Below are 14,742 nucleotides of genomic sequence, written 5' to 3' on the forward strand. Positions count from 1 at the left end.
CGCTCCTACGGGGGCGCCGCTCAGCGCCCGGCGAGATTCTGCGCGTAACGGTTGATCTGCGGGTTCTTCGCCACGCTGCAGCTCTGCCCGGCGAGGAACTGCGAGGTCTTCAGGTACTGCTGCTGCGGGTAGTAGGCGAACACGTAGCTGCCGTTCTTCAGCGTATCGATCAGCTTCTGCGCCACCTGCGGGCGGACCGCCGGGCAGCCCTGGCTGCGGCCCAGGCGGCCGAGTCCGGGGACGACCCTGGGGTCTGCGTAGGCGGCCGCGTGCATGACGATGGCGCGCTCCTCGCTGTTGTCGTTGAAGCCCGGCTCCAGGCCCAGCAGGCGCAGCGAGCGGCCGTGCTTGCCGCTGTATGTCTGGCCGGTCTGGTAGAGGCCGATGGAGGACTGGTAGCTGTTGGGACGGTTGGAGAACGAGGTGGCGAGGTCCGCGCCGCTGTTCTTGCCGTGGGCGACCCACTCCTCGAACAGCAGCTTGCGCTGCCTGAGGTCGAAGACCCACAGGCGCTTGTCGCGCGAGGGCCTGGAGTAGTCGATGACGGTCAGCAACTGGTCGCCGCCGCCCAGCTGGGTGCTGGCGCACTGCAGGGCGCTGAGCGCCAGGCGCAGTGTTTCGGTATCGGTGGCGGGGGCGAGGCGGTGCAGTTCCTCGGCCGTCGGCAGGCGGGCGGCGGTCGCACTCTGCCAGCCACCGAGCGCGAAGAGCGCGGTGCTGGCGACCGTGATCCGGAAGATCCCCCACAAGGTCGAAAAAGTCGGCATGAATACAAGATTCCCGTTGAATCGATATGGTTTTTTCTGGGAAACGCCGCATTGTGCGCGATTTTTGACCAAGGGTCTGGTCGTTTTTTAACCAATGTCTATCCCGCCTGTCGGCAAACATGCCGGCCTGACGCCCTGGAACCCCGTCAGGCGCAGGAAGGCCGGGCCCTCGAAGCGATTGCCGGGATTGCCGGAGCAGGCGCTGTTTCGAGGTTTTTCGACGCCCGCCGCCGATCGGGGCATCGGGGCGGCGCACGCGAAAGCTATGCGCCGCGCCATGGCGTCAGTGAAGCGGCTGGTCCTTGACCGGCTTCTGTTCCGCCTGCCGGTCGTTGGTGGTGATCACCGTGAAGTCCGGGTTGCTGCGCGTGGAGCGGGTGGACGGCAGGTCGGTGATGATCAGGGTGCTGCCGACATCCATGCTGGCCAGCAGGCTGCGCAGGAAGTCGCGGTCCATGCTGAACTTGCCCAGCTGCTCGGCGGGCGTCAGGCCCCGCTCCGGGTCGCTGACCTGCACGGTGGTCCAGCGCAGGTTGGGACGCTGGCTGTCGATCTGCGTCTGGGTCGGCTTCTCCAGCAGCGAGAAGGCGGCGACGCCGGTCCTTTCCTCGGGATGCTCGAAGGCCACCGGGGCGGTGCCGATCTGCAGGCCGCCGCGGTAGACGTAGGCGCGGCGGTCGGCGCGGCTGATCAGCACCGAGAGCGGGCCTTTCTCCTCGCCCGGATCGCTCCAGAACGGCACCACCATGCCGCTGTCGTCGTGCGGGCCGGTGGCGCGGCCGTCGCTGACGATGGGGGCGAGCAGGCCGGGGTGGTAGACCTCCACGGGCGCGCTCCTGGCGTCGGAGATGATCACGGTGGTGGAGCTGAAACCGGTGACGTCGTAGAGCTTCCTGGCGAAGGACATGGGCAGGCGGATGCAGCCGTGGGAGGCCGGGTAGCCGGGCAGGTTGCCGGCGTGCAGGGCGATGCCGTCCCAGGTCAGGCGCTGCATGTAGGGCATGGGCGCGCTGTTGTAGAGGTCGGACTGGTGCTCGACCTTCTTCTGCAGGATGGTGAACACGCCGGTGGGGGTTTCCTTGCCCTTCTTGCCGGTGCTGACGGTGGCCACGCCGATGGCGATGCCGTTGCGGTACACGTAGACGCGCTGTTCGGTGAGGCTGACCACCAGGGTCACCGGGCCGGCCGGGGAGATTTCCGGGTACCAGAGGTACTGGCCGGGCTTGAGCGTCTTCAGCGCCGCCTGCAGGTCCGAGAGCGGCGAGGGTTTGCTCGGGGTGGCGACGGCGAAGCTGGTGCACAGGGCCAGCAGCAGGGCGACCGACAGTCTCTTCATCAGCTTTCCTTGGGACGGGGTTGGCTGGAGCTTAGCCAAGCCCCGGCGGCGGCTGCAAACTGCCGGGCTGAACGGCTCGGGACTGTCCGGGGTTGCAGGAGCGGGCCTGCCCGCGAAGCGCTTCCGGCGGTGTGCGCAGGACCTGGGTAAACGGGGGCGCGAGCAAGCCCGCTCCTGCGCGGTGGTGGGTGCTCAGCCCAGCTCGGCGATCTCCCGCGCCGTCAGCGCGCGGTACTGCCCTGGCGCCAGGGCGGGGTCGAGGCTCAGGCTGCCCATGCGCTCGCGGTGCAGGCGGGTCACCTTGTTCTGGAAGTGGCCGAACATGCGCTTGACCTGGTGGTAGCGGCCTTCGTGCAGGGTCAGGCGCGCCGCGCGCGGGGCGAGGATTTCCAGTTGGGCGGGGAGGGTGGTGAGGTCTTCGAAGGCGAAGTACAGCCCCTGCTCGAAGGTCTGCGCGTAGTGCGCCCCGATCGGTTCTTCGGTCTCGACGTAGTAGACCTTGGGCAGCTTGCGCCCCGGCAGGGTCATGCGCCGCGACCACTGGCCGTCGTTGGTGATCAGCAGCAGGCCGGTGGTGTTGTAGTCCAGGCGGCCGCCGATGTGCAGTTCGTGCTTGTCCGGCTCGTCCAGCAGGTCGAGCACGGTACGGTGCTCGGCATCGCGGGTGGCGCTGACGCAGCCGGCAGGCTTGTGCAGCATGAAGTAGCGGGCCGGCTTGCCGGCCTGCAGCAGTTCGTCGTCCAGCTCCACCCGGCTGAATTCGCGCACTTCGTGACGGCCGTCGCGCACCACCTGGCCATCCACGCGCAGGCGGCCTTCGGCAAGCCACTGGCGGGCCTGCTGGCGATTGAAACGGGGCAGGTTGGCGATGAAGCGGTCCAGGCGCATCAGGCGTTTCCGTCGCTGTCCTTCAGGCCTGCCGCGCAGCGCGGGCAGAGGCAGGCGCGGTCGACCGACTCGGGCGGAATGCGCTCCAGGGCATTGCGCTCGATGGGCGTGTCGAAGCACCAGCAGGCCTGGCCTTGCAGAGCCGGGTCGGCCTGGGTGCAGCGGTTGGACTGGCCGCAGAGCGGGCAGCGGCTGGGATCGGGGGTGACGTCGTTCATGGCCGGATCAGGGCGGGTGTGATGCGGGCGCACAGGGTGCAGCGCGCAGGCTTCTGGCGCAAGCGGATTCGGATCGGCGCGCGGCTCCCGGTCAGGGCCGCGGCGGGGCGACGTCGATGCGTTCGATCCAGGGTTCCAGGCGCTGGCCGAAGGCGACGTCGGCGACGAAGCGCTGCATTCGCTCGCGGTCCTCGTCCGCCTGCCAGCTTTGCTCCTCCAGCACCTGCTGCCAGCGGTGCGGCACGTTGATGCCGTCCACGCCCAGGGAGCTGGCGGTGCCGCCGAGGGTCCAGATGTGCTCGTGCAGCAGCGAGATCGGCCGCACCCGGCCCTGGACGATCAGGTAGCGCTGGCGGTCCGGGTAGCGCTGGCGCAGGGCCTGCCGGTCGAGGCCGACGTCCTTGAGCAGCAGGCGGGTGGCGTACTTTTCCTCGCTTTTCAGGGCGTTCCGGCTGTCCTTGAGTTCATAGGCCAGGTTCTGGTTGCCCGGCGCCGCGGCGGCGGCCTGTTGCGCGGCGTCCAGGCGCTTGCGCGCCAGCTGCAGTTCGCGCTGGTACAGCGGGCCGTCCAGTTCCAGCACCAGCAGGGCGGCGCGTGATTGCTGGCGGTCGAACTGGCGGGCGCTCTCATCGTCCACCTGCCCGGGCATGCGGAAGCCCAGCCCGGCCATCTGCCGGGCGCTGATCCGCGGTTCCCAGGCGCGGCTGTGCGGGCCGGCGCCCTCGTCTTCGCTGGGGAAGCGCCAATTCAGGCGCAGGCTCAGGCCGCTGTTCTCGTTGTGCCAGGAGCTGTTGTGGCCCAGCTCGCGCTGGCTCAGGCGCGGCTGGCTGTCCGGCGCGCCGGAACGGTTCCAGGCTACGCCGCCCAGGGCCACGGCGTTGACCAGCAGGATCAGCCCGACGCCGCCGAGCAGCGCATGGGTGCGGGTCCAGTTCATGGCTGGTTCCCTCCGAGCAGGCCGTGGGCGCTGCGCAGGCGGCGCAGGACCAGCAGGATCAGCACCGCGCACAGGCCGAGCACGAGGAAGAACAGGTACTTGGGCATCACCGCCCACCACCAGTCGAAGAACTTGGTGTAGAGGAACACCACGAAGAAGGTCAGCCCGGTGTTCACCACCTCCGGCCACTCGCGGCGCGCGCCGAGCCAGATGACCAGCGCCGAGGCGACGAAGCCGAGCACCTGGTAGAGGTTTTCCACCGTGGCGTAGCCCAGCGGCAGGTAGCTGCCGCCGCCCCAGTTGGCCAGCACCAGCATCGGCAGGAACAGCCCGAGCAGGCCGAACACCCGGTAGATCGTGGCGAAGCCGTCGAAGCGTCCCTGGCCGATCAGGGAGGGCGCGAGGAAGATCAGCAGGGCGGCGGGGAAGAAGTTCTCCGGGCGCTCGCCCACGTCCAGCCAGTACACGCCGCTCCAGGTGCCGACCCGCGCGGCGACGTAGCCCATCACGCAGATCAGCGCGGTGGCCAGCAGCAGGCGGGCGTTGCAGGTGTAGGCCAGCAGCAGCGCGTAGGCGGCCCAGGGCAGCAGCGCCTTGTCCGAGGGCGTGATGTTGAAGATCTGCCCGACCATCACGGTGTTCAGCACCAGGCAGGCGAAGGCCAGCATGGCGGCGAGCTTGGCGAAGTAGCCGGAGGCGTCGCGGCGCTGCAGGGCGAGGGTCAGCAGCAGGCTGCCGAGCGAGGCGGCGATGAGGATGGCGACCTGCGCGGTTTCCGCGAACAGGCCCCAGAACTGGTAGAAGAGGAAGAACAGGCTGGCCGCCAGGGCCAGCGCACCGAGGAAGGAGGCGATGCGCATGCCCAGGGACAGGCGGTGGTCCTGGCTGTCGCGGTCGATGTCGAAGCGTGCGCGGTAGTCGGCGAGCAGGCGTTGCTGGTGCTGGTGCAGGCGTTCGCGTTGCGCGGCATCGAGGCCGAGGGCGCCCTCGTCGCTCAGGCGTGCGAGTTCGCGTTCGAAGGCGAGGATGTCATCGACGCGTCGCTGCGCCTGCTGGTGGCTGAGCTCGGGCATGGCCGGTCCTTGCGGCTGGGGATTGATCGGACTCTAGCCGTAACCGGGGTGGCGTTCCATTGACGTGGCAGGTTTGGTGAACGAGGCCCGCTCCACGGCAGGTCGCTACCGTAGGAGCGGACTTCGTCCGCGATACCTTTTGTTCTTGTTTGGGTGTGTATGCGCCGCTTCGGCGTGTGCTGAGACTTCTTGTTTCGCCCTCCCGGGCGAGTCCCTTTTGGCGTCCCAAAAGGAACCAAAAGGACTCGTCCCGACATCCGGGTCTTCGCTTCGCTCAGACTGATTCGCTGCGCTCACCCTTCGGGCCAGCCTTCGGCTGTTACTACGCTTCGCTCCGTTTCCCTCCTTCCGGTATCGCTCCGAGGGTCGGCTTGCAAGGGCCATCCATGGCCCTTCAAGCCTCTCGCGGCATCCATGCCGCTCGCCCCTCTGCGCAATACCTCCACTCGGCCTCCTGACGGGACTCTGCGCGCGCCTGCAGTTTCGGTGTGACAGGCAGAGCAGCGGCTGAAGGATTTGCGCGTCGTAGGATGGCGTGGAGCGAAGCGATACCCATCGTGGTGGGGGCGGCTTTTGTAGGAGCGGACCTTGTCCGCGAAGCTCTTGAACGGGGCTGATCGCGGACAAGGTCCGCTCCTACACGAGCAAATCCCGGGCGCGCTGTGCCTTAGGCTTTGGCTCTTGAGGACTTCCAGAGGAATATCCGCACGCGCCGGAGCGCCCCTTCAGGAGGCCGAGTGGAATCGGAGTTTCAGGGGTCGAGCGGCATGGATGCCGCGAGAGCGTTGTCGGGCCAGGGATGGCCCGTCAACGCGGGCCCCTGAAACTCCGATGGAGCGAGGGAACCCCGGCGAAGCCGGGGCCGGATGATGGGGCACAGACCTTTGCCTCCTTTGGGGCGTTTGCCAAAGGAGGTCGCCCGAGGGGGCGAAACAAGAAGTCCCAGCACACGCCGAAGCGGCGCATGAACACCGAGCAAGACAGCGGCTTACATCACCTCTCAGCTCACACCGAAGCAGCGAATAAACGCCGTAGGAGGGATAGGGATGAGTCCATTTCATTGCCCTCACGAACAAGGTCGACGCCGGACGCGCCGCCAGTCGAAAGGCAGGAGCGCCCGGCCCGCGCCGGACGGCAGACTGCTCCGACCTTCCAACAAGGAACCCCCTCATGTCCGAATTGCTGAGTTTCGCCAAGGGCGCGCTGGCCATGTTCTGGCTCGCCGCCATCCTCAACCTCGCTTACCCGTTCGGCGAACTGCATCGCCCGCTGCTCTGGGCATCCGGCGTGCTGCTGGTGCACGCCGGCGAGGTACTGCTGCTGGCGCGGCGCCGTTCGTGGGGGGAGAAGATACAGGTCCTGCTGTTCGGCGTACTGCACCTGCAGAGCCGCCGCCAGCGCCGTCTGGAAACGGTAAACGGCTGATTTACAAAAGCTTTACCTTGCGGCGCGGCACCGACGTCCGACGTGGATGTCTGATCCTGCGAGACCGGAAGAAGTATCGCCCCGCAATCCGGCAGGGCGGCCGGCTCGTTTCAGGAGGCGCCATGCGTCGCATTTTTGCTGCTGTACTGCTCATCCTTCCGTTGACCGGTTGCGTGATCCACGAGCACGACCACGATCGCGGCTGGCATGACCGCGACTGGAATGACCGCCCGCACCGCGATTACCGCCGGGACTACCACGACCGCGACCACGACCGTGATCGCTACGACGGCTGGCGCCGCTGAGCCCGGACCGTCAGGGCGCGGCGTGGAACGCCGCGTCCTCTTCCCGCAACAACTCGACGAACCGGCTGGCCGCGGGCGACAGGCTGCGGCTGGCGTGGCGTACCAGGCCGTAGGCGGAGCCGCGTTCGGCGGCGTCGCTGCCGCTGGGCCAGGGTAGAACCGCCAGGCGCCCGGCCTGTACGTCCTCCGCCACCACGTCCCAGGTGGCCAGGCAGAGCACGTCGCTGCCTTTCACCAGTTCCTTGAGCATCAACACGTCATCGCATTGCACGCTCAGCGGCTGCTCGCGCCCGAGGCTGCGCGCCAGCCCTTCGTGGGCGTCGCGCGGCAGGCGCGGGCCGGCCAGCGGGTAGTCGAGCAGGCGCTCGATCGACGGGCCGGCATTGAGCAGGGGATGGTCCGGCCGGCAGAACAGCACGCTGTGGTGCACCCGCAGCGGCAGGATGTCGAGGCGGCTGTCGCCTTCCAGTTCGCGGTAGTCGGCGATGAAGAGTTCCAGCTCGTCGTCCAGCAGGCGCTGGTGCAGCTCGCTCCAGTTCTCGATGGACAGCAGCACCGACACCTTCGGGTGCGCGCGGCTGTAGCGCGCCAGCGCCTGCGGCATCAGCCGCGCGGCGGGGAAGGGGCCGGCGCCCAGGCGCAGTTCGCCGGTTTCCAGGTCTCCCAGCTGCAGCACCGCGTTCTTCAGCGCCCGGCTGCCGGCCAGCAGCCGGCGGGCGTGTTCCAGCACCAGCCGGCCGTGGGCGGTGAGCGTCACCCCGCGCGGGTTGCGGTCGACCAACTGGCAGCCGAGCTGGCCCTCCAGGGCCTGGATGCTGCGCGACAGCGCCGGCTGGCTGAGGCTCACCGCGTCGGCGGCGCGGGCGAAATGGCCGTGTTCGGCCAGGGCGATGAAATGACGGAGTTGGCGTAGGTCGCTCATGCGCTTACTGCATTAATTATTGGTGAGGAATGCATTGGAATTATCGCCAGATTGTCGGCCATAGTGCGAGCCGTTCCAGACCAACAACAAGAACCGGAGCTCCCCATGACCCGTCTTTCCCTGGCCGTGCTGCTGGCCAGCCTCTGCCCGGGCCTGCTCGCCGCCGCCGAGCAGCCCAAGCCGCCCACCAGGCTCACTGTCGCCGCCCAGCAGAAGGTGCGCGAGTCGCTGCCGTTCGCCGACCGCGCCGACTTCGACCGCGTGGAAAAGGGGCTGATCAAGCGCCCGGAGAACCTGCTGATCCGGAACGAAGACGGCAGCATCGCCTGGCAGTTGGGCGGCTACGACTTCCTCGATGCCGGCAAGGACATCGACAGCATCAACCCGAGCCTGCAGCGCCAGGCCCTGCTGAACCTGAAGTACGGCCTGTACAAGGTCGCCGACGGCATCTACCAGGTGCGCGGCTTCGACCTGGCCAACATCACCTTCGTCGAGGGCAGGAGCGGCTGGATCGTCATCGACACCCTGACCACCCCGGCGACCGCGAAGGCCGCCTATGCGCTGGTGAGCCAGGAACTGGGGCAGAAACCGATCCGCGCGGTGATCTACAGCCACGCCCATGTCGACCATTTCGGCGGGGTGAAGGGGCTGGTGAGCCAGCAGCAGGTCGACAAGGGCGAGGTGCAGATCATCGCGCCCAAGGGCTTCATGGAAGCGGCGATCAAGGAGAACGTGCTCGCCGGCAACGCCATGATCCGCCGCGCCACCTACCAGTACGGCACCCTGCTGCCCAAGGGCGAGCAGGGCCAGGTCGACATGGCCATCGGCAAGGGCGTGGCGCGCGGGCCGTTGAGCATCCTCGCGCCGACGAAGTTGATCGAGGGCGACCTGCAGGAACTGGAGGTCGACGGCGTGCCCGTCACCTTCCAGAACACCCCGGGCACCGAGTCGCCGGCGGAGATGAACATCTGGCTGCCGCAGCAGAAGGCGCTGCTGATGGCCGAGAACGTCACCGGCACGCTGCACAACCTCTACACCCTGCGCGGCGCCGAGACCCGCGATGCGCTGGGCTGGAGCAAGTACATCAACGAGGCGCTGCACCGTTTCGGCGAGCAGGCCGAGGTGCTGTTCGCCGTGCACAACTGGCCGCGCTGGGGGCACGAGGACATCGTCCGCACCCTGGAGAAGCAGCGCGACATGTACGGCTACCTCAATGACCAGACCCTCTACCTGGCCAACCAGGGCGTGACCATCAACCAGATCCACGAACGCTTCCGGGTGCCGCCGGAGCTGGCCAACGAGTGGTACAACCGTGGCTACCACGGCAGCGTCAGCCACAACGTGCGGGCGGTGGTGAACAAGTACCTGGGCTACTACGACGGCAACCCGGCGACCCTCGATCCGCTGGCGCCGGAGGATTCGGCGCAGAAGTACGTGGCATTCATGGGCGGCGCCGAGCATCTGCTGCAGATGGCCAAGGCTTCGTTCGACAAGGGCGAGTACCGCTGGGTGGTCGAGGTGGTCAACAAGCTGGTCTTCGCCGACCCGTCCAACCAGGCCGCCCGCGCCCTGCAGGCCGACGCCCTGGAGCAGCTCGGCTACCAGGCGGAGAACGCCGGCTGGCGCAACAGCTACCTGGTGGCGGCGCAGGAGCTGCGCAACGGCGTGCCGCGTGACCAGCCGTCGCTGCGGGTGACCAGCGCCGACGCCCTGGCGGCGATGGATACCGGCCTGCTGTTCGACTACCTCGGCGTGCGCCTGAACGCGCAGAAGGCCGAGGGCGAGGACCTGAGCATCAACCTGCTGTTGCCGGACCGCGGCGAGCAGTACCTGCTGGAGCTGAAGAACTCGCACCTGAACAACATCAGGGGCGTGCGGAGCGAGAGCGCCGGGCAGACTGTCACCATCGACCGCGCCGACCTCAACCGCCTGCTGCTCAAGGAAGTCTCGCCGGTGCGCCTGGTGTTCGAGGGCAAGCTCAGGAGCTCCGGCAATCCGCTGCTGCTGGCGAAGCTGTTCGGCATGCTCGACGAGCCCGAATTCTGGTTCGACATCGTCACGCCGCCGCGGAAGAGCTGATTCCGCCCCATTCCCGCCCGCCGGCTCTGGCACGCTGCGCTGATCGCACCGTGCCATTGTTTTTTCCGCGACCAGCTTGCACCATGCCGTCCCGGCGTACGCCAAGCGAGGCGTGCGCTATCGCAGCCGAGAAGTCGCGATCGTGTCCAGCCGTTCCATCCGTGCGTTGCGCCGTTTTCGGCCCGGAGCCCTGCTCCTGGCGCTGGCGGTGTCGCTCGCCGCGCTGGCCGGGGCGCAGCCGCAGGCGTGGGACTTCGGCCTGATCGCCCGGCGCGCCGAGTCGCTCTACGGACCTCCTGGCGAGGGGCGGGCGCGCATCGCGGCCTGGCAGCAGTCGCTCAGGGACGCCGCGGGCCTGCCCGAGCGCGAGCAGTTGCAGGCGGTCAACCGCTTCTTCAATGCGCAGTTGCGCTTCACCGACGACATCGGCCTGTGGGGTGAAGTGGACTACTGGGCCACGCCCGTGGAGGCGCTGCTCAAGGGCGCCGGCGATTGCGAGGACTTCGCCATCGCCAAGTACATCAGCCTGCGCCATCTCGGCGTGCCGGCGCAGAAGCTGCGCATCACCTACGTCAAGGCGCTGCGCCTGAACCAGGCGCACATGGTGCTGACCTACTACCCCCGACCCGATGCGGAGCCGCTGGTGCTGGACAACCTGATCGGCAGCATCCTGCCGGCCAGCCAGCGCACCGACCTGCAGCCGGTGTACGCCTTCAACGGCGAGGGCCTGTGGCTGGCCAACGCCGGCGGCGGCAAGCAGGTCGGCGACAGCAAGCGGCTGTCGCGCTGGCAGGACCTGCTGAAGAAGATGCAAGCCGAAGGCTTTCCCCTGAACGAATGAGAGCGTGGAGACACGATGTCCCTGTTCAAGCAATTGCTCATCGCCATCTGCCTGTTCCTGGTGATCGCCTTCAGCGGCAGCTTCATGGTCAGCCTGGAAAGCTCCCGCGAGCAGTACGTCAACCAGCTGCGCTCCCACGCCCAGGATGCGGCGACGGCGCTGGGGCTGTCGCTGGCGCCGGCCATCGACGATCCGGCGATGGTCGAGCTGATGGTCAGCTCGATCTTCGACAGCGGCTACTTCGAGAGCATCCGCGTGGTCGACCTGGCCGGCGGCAAGGTGATCGCCGAGCGCACCGGCGTGCCGGACGCGGTGGCGGCCCGGGTGCCGCAGTGGTTCGTGGCGCTGGTCGACCTGCATCCGGCCGGCGGTGACGCCATCGTCAGCCGCGGCTGGACCCAGGCGGCGCGGGTCGAGGTGCAGAGCCACCCGCAGTTCGCCATCGCCAGGCTTTGGCAGGGCGCGCTGGGCAGCCTGCTCTGGCTGGCGCTGTGCTGCCTCGCCAGCGGCGTGCTCGGGGCGGCCCTGCTGCGCCGCCAGTTGAAGCCGCTGGACTACATGGTGGAACAGTCCCACGCCATCGCCCGCCGCGAATTCCTCAGCGTGCCGGAACTGCCGCGCACGCCCGAGCTGCGCCGCGTGGTGCAGGCGATGAACCAGATGGCGGAGAAGCTCAAGGCGCTGTTCCGGGAACAGGCCGAACGCAGCGAGCGGCTGCGCGACGAGGCCTACCAGGACAGCCTGACCGGCCTGGGCAACCGGCGTTTCTTCGACCTGCGCCTGCAGGCGCGGCTGAGCGCCGAGGACCAGGTCGGCTGCGGCCTGCTGCTGGTCCTGCGGGTGCGCGACCTGGCCGGCCTGAACCAGCGCCTGGGCGGCCAGCATGTCGACCAGTTGCTCAAGGCCGTGGCCGACCAGCTGCGCCTGGCCGCGCAGGGCCTGGGCAGCGGCCTGACCCTGGCGCGCAGCCGCGGCGGCGAGTTCGTCATGCTGGCGCCGGGGCTGATGCCCGAGGAGGCGCCGGCCCTGGCGATGCGCCTGGAGAGCATGCTCGCCGCCCTGGCCAGCACCGGCGCCAGCGACGTGAGCCCGGTGGCGAGCCTGGGGCTGGTGCCCTTCGCTTCCGGCGAATCGGCGCAGGCGCTGCTGGTGCGCGCCGATGAAGCGCTGGCGCTGGCCGAGCGCTCGGACGAGCGCTGCTGGGCGTTCCTGCAAGGCGGGGCGAGCCCGGTCGCCGAGGAGCGCCACGCCTGGCACCAACTGCTGGACGAGGCCCTGGTGCGCAAGCGTTTCCAGCTGTATTTCCAGCCGGTGGTGGCCTGCGCCGATCCGCAGCGGGTGCTGCACTACAAGGTCCTCTCGCGCCTGCCGGACGGGCAGGGCGGGCACATCGCCGCCGGGCGCTTCCTGCCCTGGCTGGACCGCTTCGGCTGGACCGCGCGGCTCGACCTGCTGATGCTGGAAAGCGTGCTCGCCGACCTCGCCCGCCACGACCGGCCACTGGCGCTGAACCTGTCGGCGGCGCTGCTGCGCGACGAGTGGGCGACCACCCGGGTGTTCGACCTGCTGCGGCAGCATCCGCAGTTCGCCGGCCGCCTGACCCTGGAGCTGGAGGAAGACCAGCTGCCGCCCCAGCCGGTGCTCGAAGCCCTGACCCGCCGCCTGCGCGAGCTGGGCTACGGCCTGAGCCTGCAGCATTTCGGCGGGCGCTTCAGCATGATCGGCAACCTGGCCCGACTGGGCCTGGCCTACCTGAAGGTGGACGGCAGCCACATCCGCGCCATCGACCAGGAGAACGACAAGCGCCTGTTCATCGAAGCCATGCAACGCGCCGCGCACAGCATCGACCTGCCGCTGATCGCCGAGCGGGTGGAGACCGAAGGCGAATTCCGCGTGCTGCGCGAGATGGGGATCCAGGGCGCGCAGGGACAACTGCTCGGCGCCCCGGCGCCGTGGTGATCGCGGGCTTCTGCCCTTCGCTCTTCGTAGGAGCGAGCTTGCTCGCGAACCGCGGCTGATCGCGGACGAAGTCCGCTCCCACGGTGAGATCGGCTTTCGTAGGAGAGACGGGGGCGCCTAGCCTCCGTCCGCGATGCTCTTCATAGCGTTATCCACCCTGATGGGTATCGCTTCGCTCCACGCCATCCTACGAAGAGAGATCCTTCAGCCCTGGCTCTGCCTGTCACACCGAAATTGCAGGCGCGCGCAGAGTCCCGTCAGGAGGCCGAGTGGAGGTATTGCGCAGAGGGGCGAGCGGCATGGATGCCGCGAGAGGCTTGAAGGGCCAGGGACGGCCCTTGCAAGCCGACCCTCGGAGCAATGCCGGAGCGAGGGCAGTCTGAGCGAAGCGAAGACCCGGATGTCGGGACGGGCCCTTTTGGTTCCTTTTGGGGCCCCAAAAGGGACTCGCCCGGGAGGGCGAAACCCAATCGCTCAGCACACACCGAAGCGGCGCGGAAACGCCCGATCAAAAGCATCGCGGAGAAGCTCCGCTCCTACGAAAGCGGCCGGTCCGAAGCGTAGGAGCGGACCTTGTCCGCGATCCGCCGGCAGGGCCGGCGTCAGGCGGGTTCGCGAGCAAGCTCGCTACGGAAACAGCGTTGCACCGGCGGTGGCGTCGGCCGTGCTTCCGTACCATCGAAACCGAGCCTCAGAGCAGCCCCGCTTCCTCGTCGTCATTGATCAGCCGGGTCAGCCCGCCCAGGGCCTCGCGGGCCTGGGTGCGGTTGAGCAGCTTGGAGCGCGCCGCCGGCGGCAGGTCGGTGATGCGGATGACGCCCTTGGCGATCAGCACCGAAATCAGGTCGTCCAGCACCCGGATCATGTCCAGGTCGCTCTGCTTGAGATGCAGCAGGCTGCTCTCGGCGGCCTGCCAGGCCAGGATGTCCGGGTGGTCGGCCGGCAGCGCGCCGGTCATCCCGTCGAATTCGGCGTCTTCGACGCGCGCCAGTTTTCCCTCGGCGTTGCGCTGGATGTACAGCATCTGACCGTCCCCATTGTCGGAAGTGGAAGTACGTCCGTGGAACAACCCCGGAGGATGGCGCCACGGGCGTGATGGTGGAGCCTGAGCCGTTCGCCGCCCGGCGGTGGCGAGGGATCAGTGATGCTCAGTCTTGACCACCGGACCGGCCCCCGCCACCCGTTCGTTGACGATCCCGCCGCAGGCGTTCAGGTCGGCGCGCTGACGGAACTCGACGCTGCGTCATCGCCGGCGCAGGCCGCCGGCGATAAACCCACGCCCCGGCACGCACCGCTCAGCCTAGCCTCACGCCCGATCCTGCTGGTCACTCAGCAGGTTCAGGCCCCGCGCCACCGCCAGGGCGATGAACAGCGCGCCCATGATGGCTTCGCTGCCCGCCAGCAGGCGGGCCAGTGGCCGTATGGGGGCGATATCGCCGTAGCCGATGGTGGTCAGGGTGATCATGCTCAGGTAGACGAAGCTGTCCAGCTGCAGCGGGCGGTTTCCGGTGAAGCTGCCGGGCCAGGTCTGCTCGATCAGGTTGTAGGCCAGGGCGAAGAGCAGGACGAAATTCAGGTACAGCGAGCACAGGCCGTACAGCAGTTCGCCGGTGACCGGCCGCTCCTGGGTGACGCGGCGGAACAGCGCCACCACCAGCAGCAGGTAGAAGCACATCTGCGCGATGCCCTGCTGGAGGAACGGGCGCAGGTTCCAGTCGTCCGGAACGAACAGCATGCACAGGCTGACGATGCCCGCCAGGCTGATCACCGGAAACAGGCGGCTCTGGCTGCGCAGCGCGTTGAGCGCCGCCAGCACCATCAGCAGCAGGCTGCCGAGGGCCAGTGGCAGTGGCGGGGAGGGGAAGGCGAGTACCGCCATGACCAGCACGGTACTGCCCAGCAGCAGACGGAAGCGGCAATCCAGCAGCAGGCTTTTCAAAAGGTGCGACTCGGCGGACTCGGAGTGTCCCAGTCTAGCCGAGACTGCCGTTG

14 protein-coding genes are annotated in these 14,742 nt (G+C 68.2%); 5 read left to right on the forward strand and 9 right to left on the reverse strand.

The window, feature by feature from the left end; all coding sequences use genetic code 11:
* Nucleotides 1–20: 20 nt before the first annotated feature.
* From AC3B6A_RS06215 to AC3B6A_RS06240, 6 genes are all read right to left on the reverse strand, one after another.
* Nucleotides 21–767, reverse strand: a complete 747-nt coding sequence (locus tag AC3B6A_RS06215) for a murein L,D-transpeptidase catalytic domain family protein (RefSeq protein ID WP_488401417.1) — start codon at nucleotides 765–767, stop codon at nucleotides 21–23.
* Nucleotides 768–1,050: 283 nt separating this feature from the next.
* On the reverse strand, nucleotides 1,051–2,103 hold the full coding sequence (locus AC3B6A_RS06220) for a L,D-transpeptidase (RefSeq protein WP_488401418.1): 1,053 nt from the start codon (nucleotides 2,101–2,103) through the stop codon (nucleotides 1,051–1,053).
* A gap of 192 nt (nucleotides 2,104–2,295) precedes the next feature.
* Nucleotides 2,296–2,991, reverse strand: a complete 696-nt coding sequence (locus AC3B6A_RS06225; RefSeq protein ID WP_488401419.1) for a pseudouridine synthase — start codon at nucleotides 2,989–2,991, stop codon at nucleotides 2,296–2,298.
* Nucleotides 2,991–3,209 carry a cysteine-rich CWC family protein gene (locus AC3B6A_RS06230; RefSeq protein ID WP_488401420.1) on the reverse strand — a complete coding sequence of 73 codons (219 nt, stop codon included), beginning with the start codon at nucleotides 3,207–3,209 and terminating at the stop codon, nucleotides 2,991–2,993. Before AC3B6A_RS06230 ends, AC3B6A_RS06225 begins: the two co-directional genes overlap by 1 nt.
* 91 nt (nucleotides 3,210–3,300) lie before the next feature.
* A complete protein-coding gene (locus AC3B6A_RS06235) occupies nucleotides 3,301–4,146 on the reverse strand; it encodes a DUF4824 family protein (protein ID WP_488401421.1) in 846 nt (281 codons plus the stop codon).
* Entirely contained in the window at nucleotides 4,143–5,219 is a 1,077-nt protein-coding gene (locus AC3B6A_RS06240; RefSeq protein WP_488401422.1) for a DUF2157 domain-containing protein, read from the reverse strand. The genes AC3B6A_RS06235 and AC3B6A_RS06240 overlap by 4 nt, the downstream gene beginning before the upstream one ends.
* 1,170 nt (nucleotides 5,220–6,389) lie before the next feature.
* Here AC3B6A_RS06240 and AC3B6A_RS06245 point away from each other — a divergent pair.
* Both AC3B6A_RS06245 and AC3B6A_RS06250 read left to right on the forward strand, forming a co-directional pair.
* Complete coding sequence (locus AC3B6A_RS06245) at nucleotides 6,390–6,644, forward strand: DUF1145 domain-containing protein (RefSeq protein WP_488401423.1); 255 nt, start codon at nucleotides 6,390–6,392, stop codon at nucleotides 6,642–6,644.
* Between the two features lie 122 nt (nucleotides 6,645–6,766).
* Entirely contained in the window at nucleotides 6,767–6,949 is a 183-nt protein-coding gene (locus tag AC3B6A_RS06250) for a hypothetical protein (protein ID WP_488401424.1), read from the forward strand.
* A gap of 10 nt (nucleotides 6,950–6,959) precedes the next feature.
* Here the strand turns inward: AC3B6A_RS06250 and AC3B6A_RS06255 are convergent, their stop codons facing one another.
* Nucleotides 6,960–7,871: a LysR family transcriptional regulator gene (locus AC3B6A_RS06255; RefSeq protein ID WP_488401425.1), complete on the reverse strand. Its 912-nt coding sequence runs from the start codon at nucleotides 7,869–7,871 to the stop codon at nucleotides 6,960–6,962.
* Between the two features lie 105 nt (nucleotides 7,872–7,976).
* Between AC3B6A_RS06255 and sdsA1 the strand changes: the two genes are divergently transcribed.
* The 3 genes from sdsA1 (at nucleotide 7,977) to lapD (ending at nucleotide 12,750) form a co-directional block, all read left to right on the forward strand.
* Entirely contained in the window at nucleotides 7,977–9,950 is a 1,974-nt protein-coding gene (sdsA1, locus tag AC3B6A_RS06260) for a linear primary-alkylsulfatase SdsA1 (RefSeq protein ID WP_488401426.1), read from the forward strand.
* 190 nt (nucleotides 9,951–10,140) lie between these two features.
* The gene (gene lapG / locus AC3B6A_RS06265) at nucleotides 10,141–10,791 is read left to right on the forward strand and encodes a cysteine protease LapG (RefSeq protein ID WP_488403531.1); all 651 of its coding nucleotides are present in this window, start codon (nucleotides 10,141–10,143) and stop codon (nucleotides 10,789–10,791) included.
* Between the two features lie 15 nt (nucleotides 10,792–10,806).
* Complete coding sequence (gene lapD / locus AC3B6A_RS06270) at nucleotides 10,807–12,750, forward strand: cyclic di-GMP receptor LapD (RefSeq protein WP_488401427.1); 1,944 nt, start codon at nucleotides 10,807–10,809, stop codon at nucleotides 12,748–12,750.
* A gap of 691 nt (nucleotides 12,751–13,441) precedes the next feature.
* On the opposite strand, the gene AC3B6A_RS06275 is transcribed toward lapD, so the two are convergent.
* Nucleotides 13,442–13,774, reverse strand: a complete 333-nt coding sequence (locus tag AC3B6A_RS06275) for a tryptophan synthase subunit beta (protein WP_488401428.1) — start codon at nucleotides 13,772–13,774, stop codon at nucleotides 13,442–13,444.
* Nucleotides 13,775–14,056: 282 nt separating this feature from the next.
* Nucleotides 14,057–14,689: a potassium channel family protein gene (locus AC3B6A_RS06280; RefSeq protein WP_488401429.1), complete on the reverse strand. Its 633-nt coding sequence runs from the start codon at nucleotides 14,687–14,689 to the stop codon at nucleotides 14,057–14,059.
* Nucleotides 14,690–14,742: the final 53 nt, after the last annotated feature.

Source organism: Pseudomonas sp. B12(2026) (genome assembly GCF_057767015.1).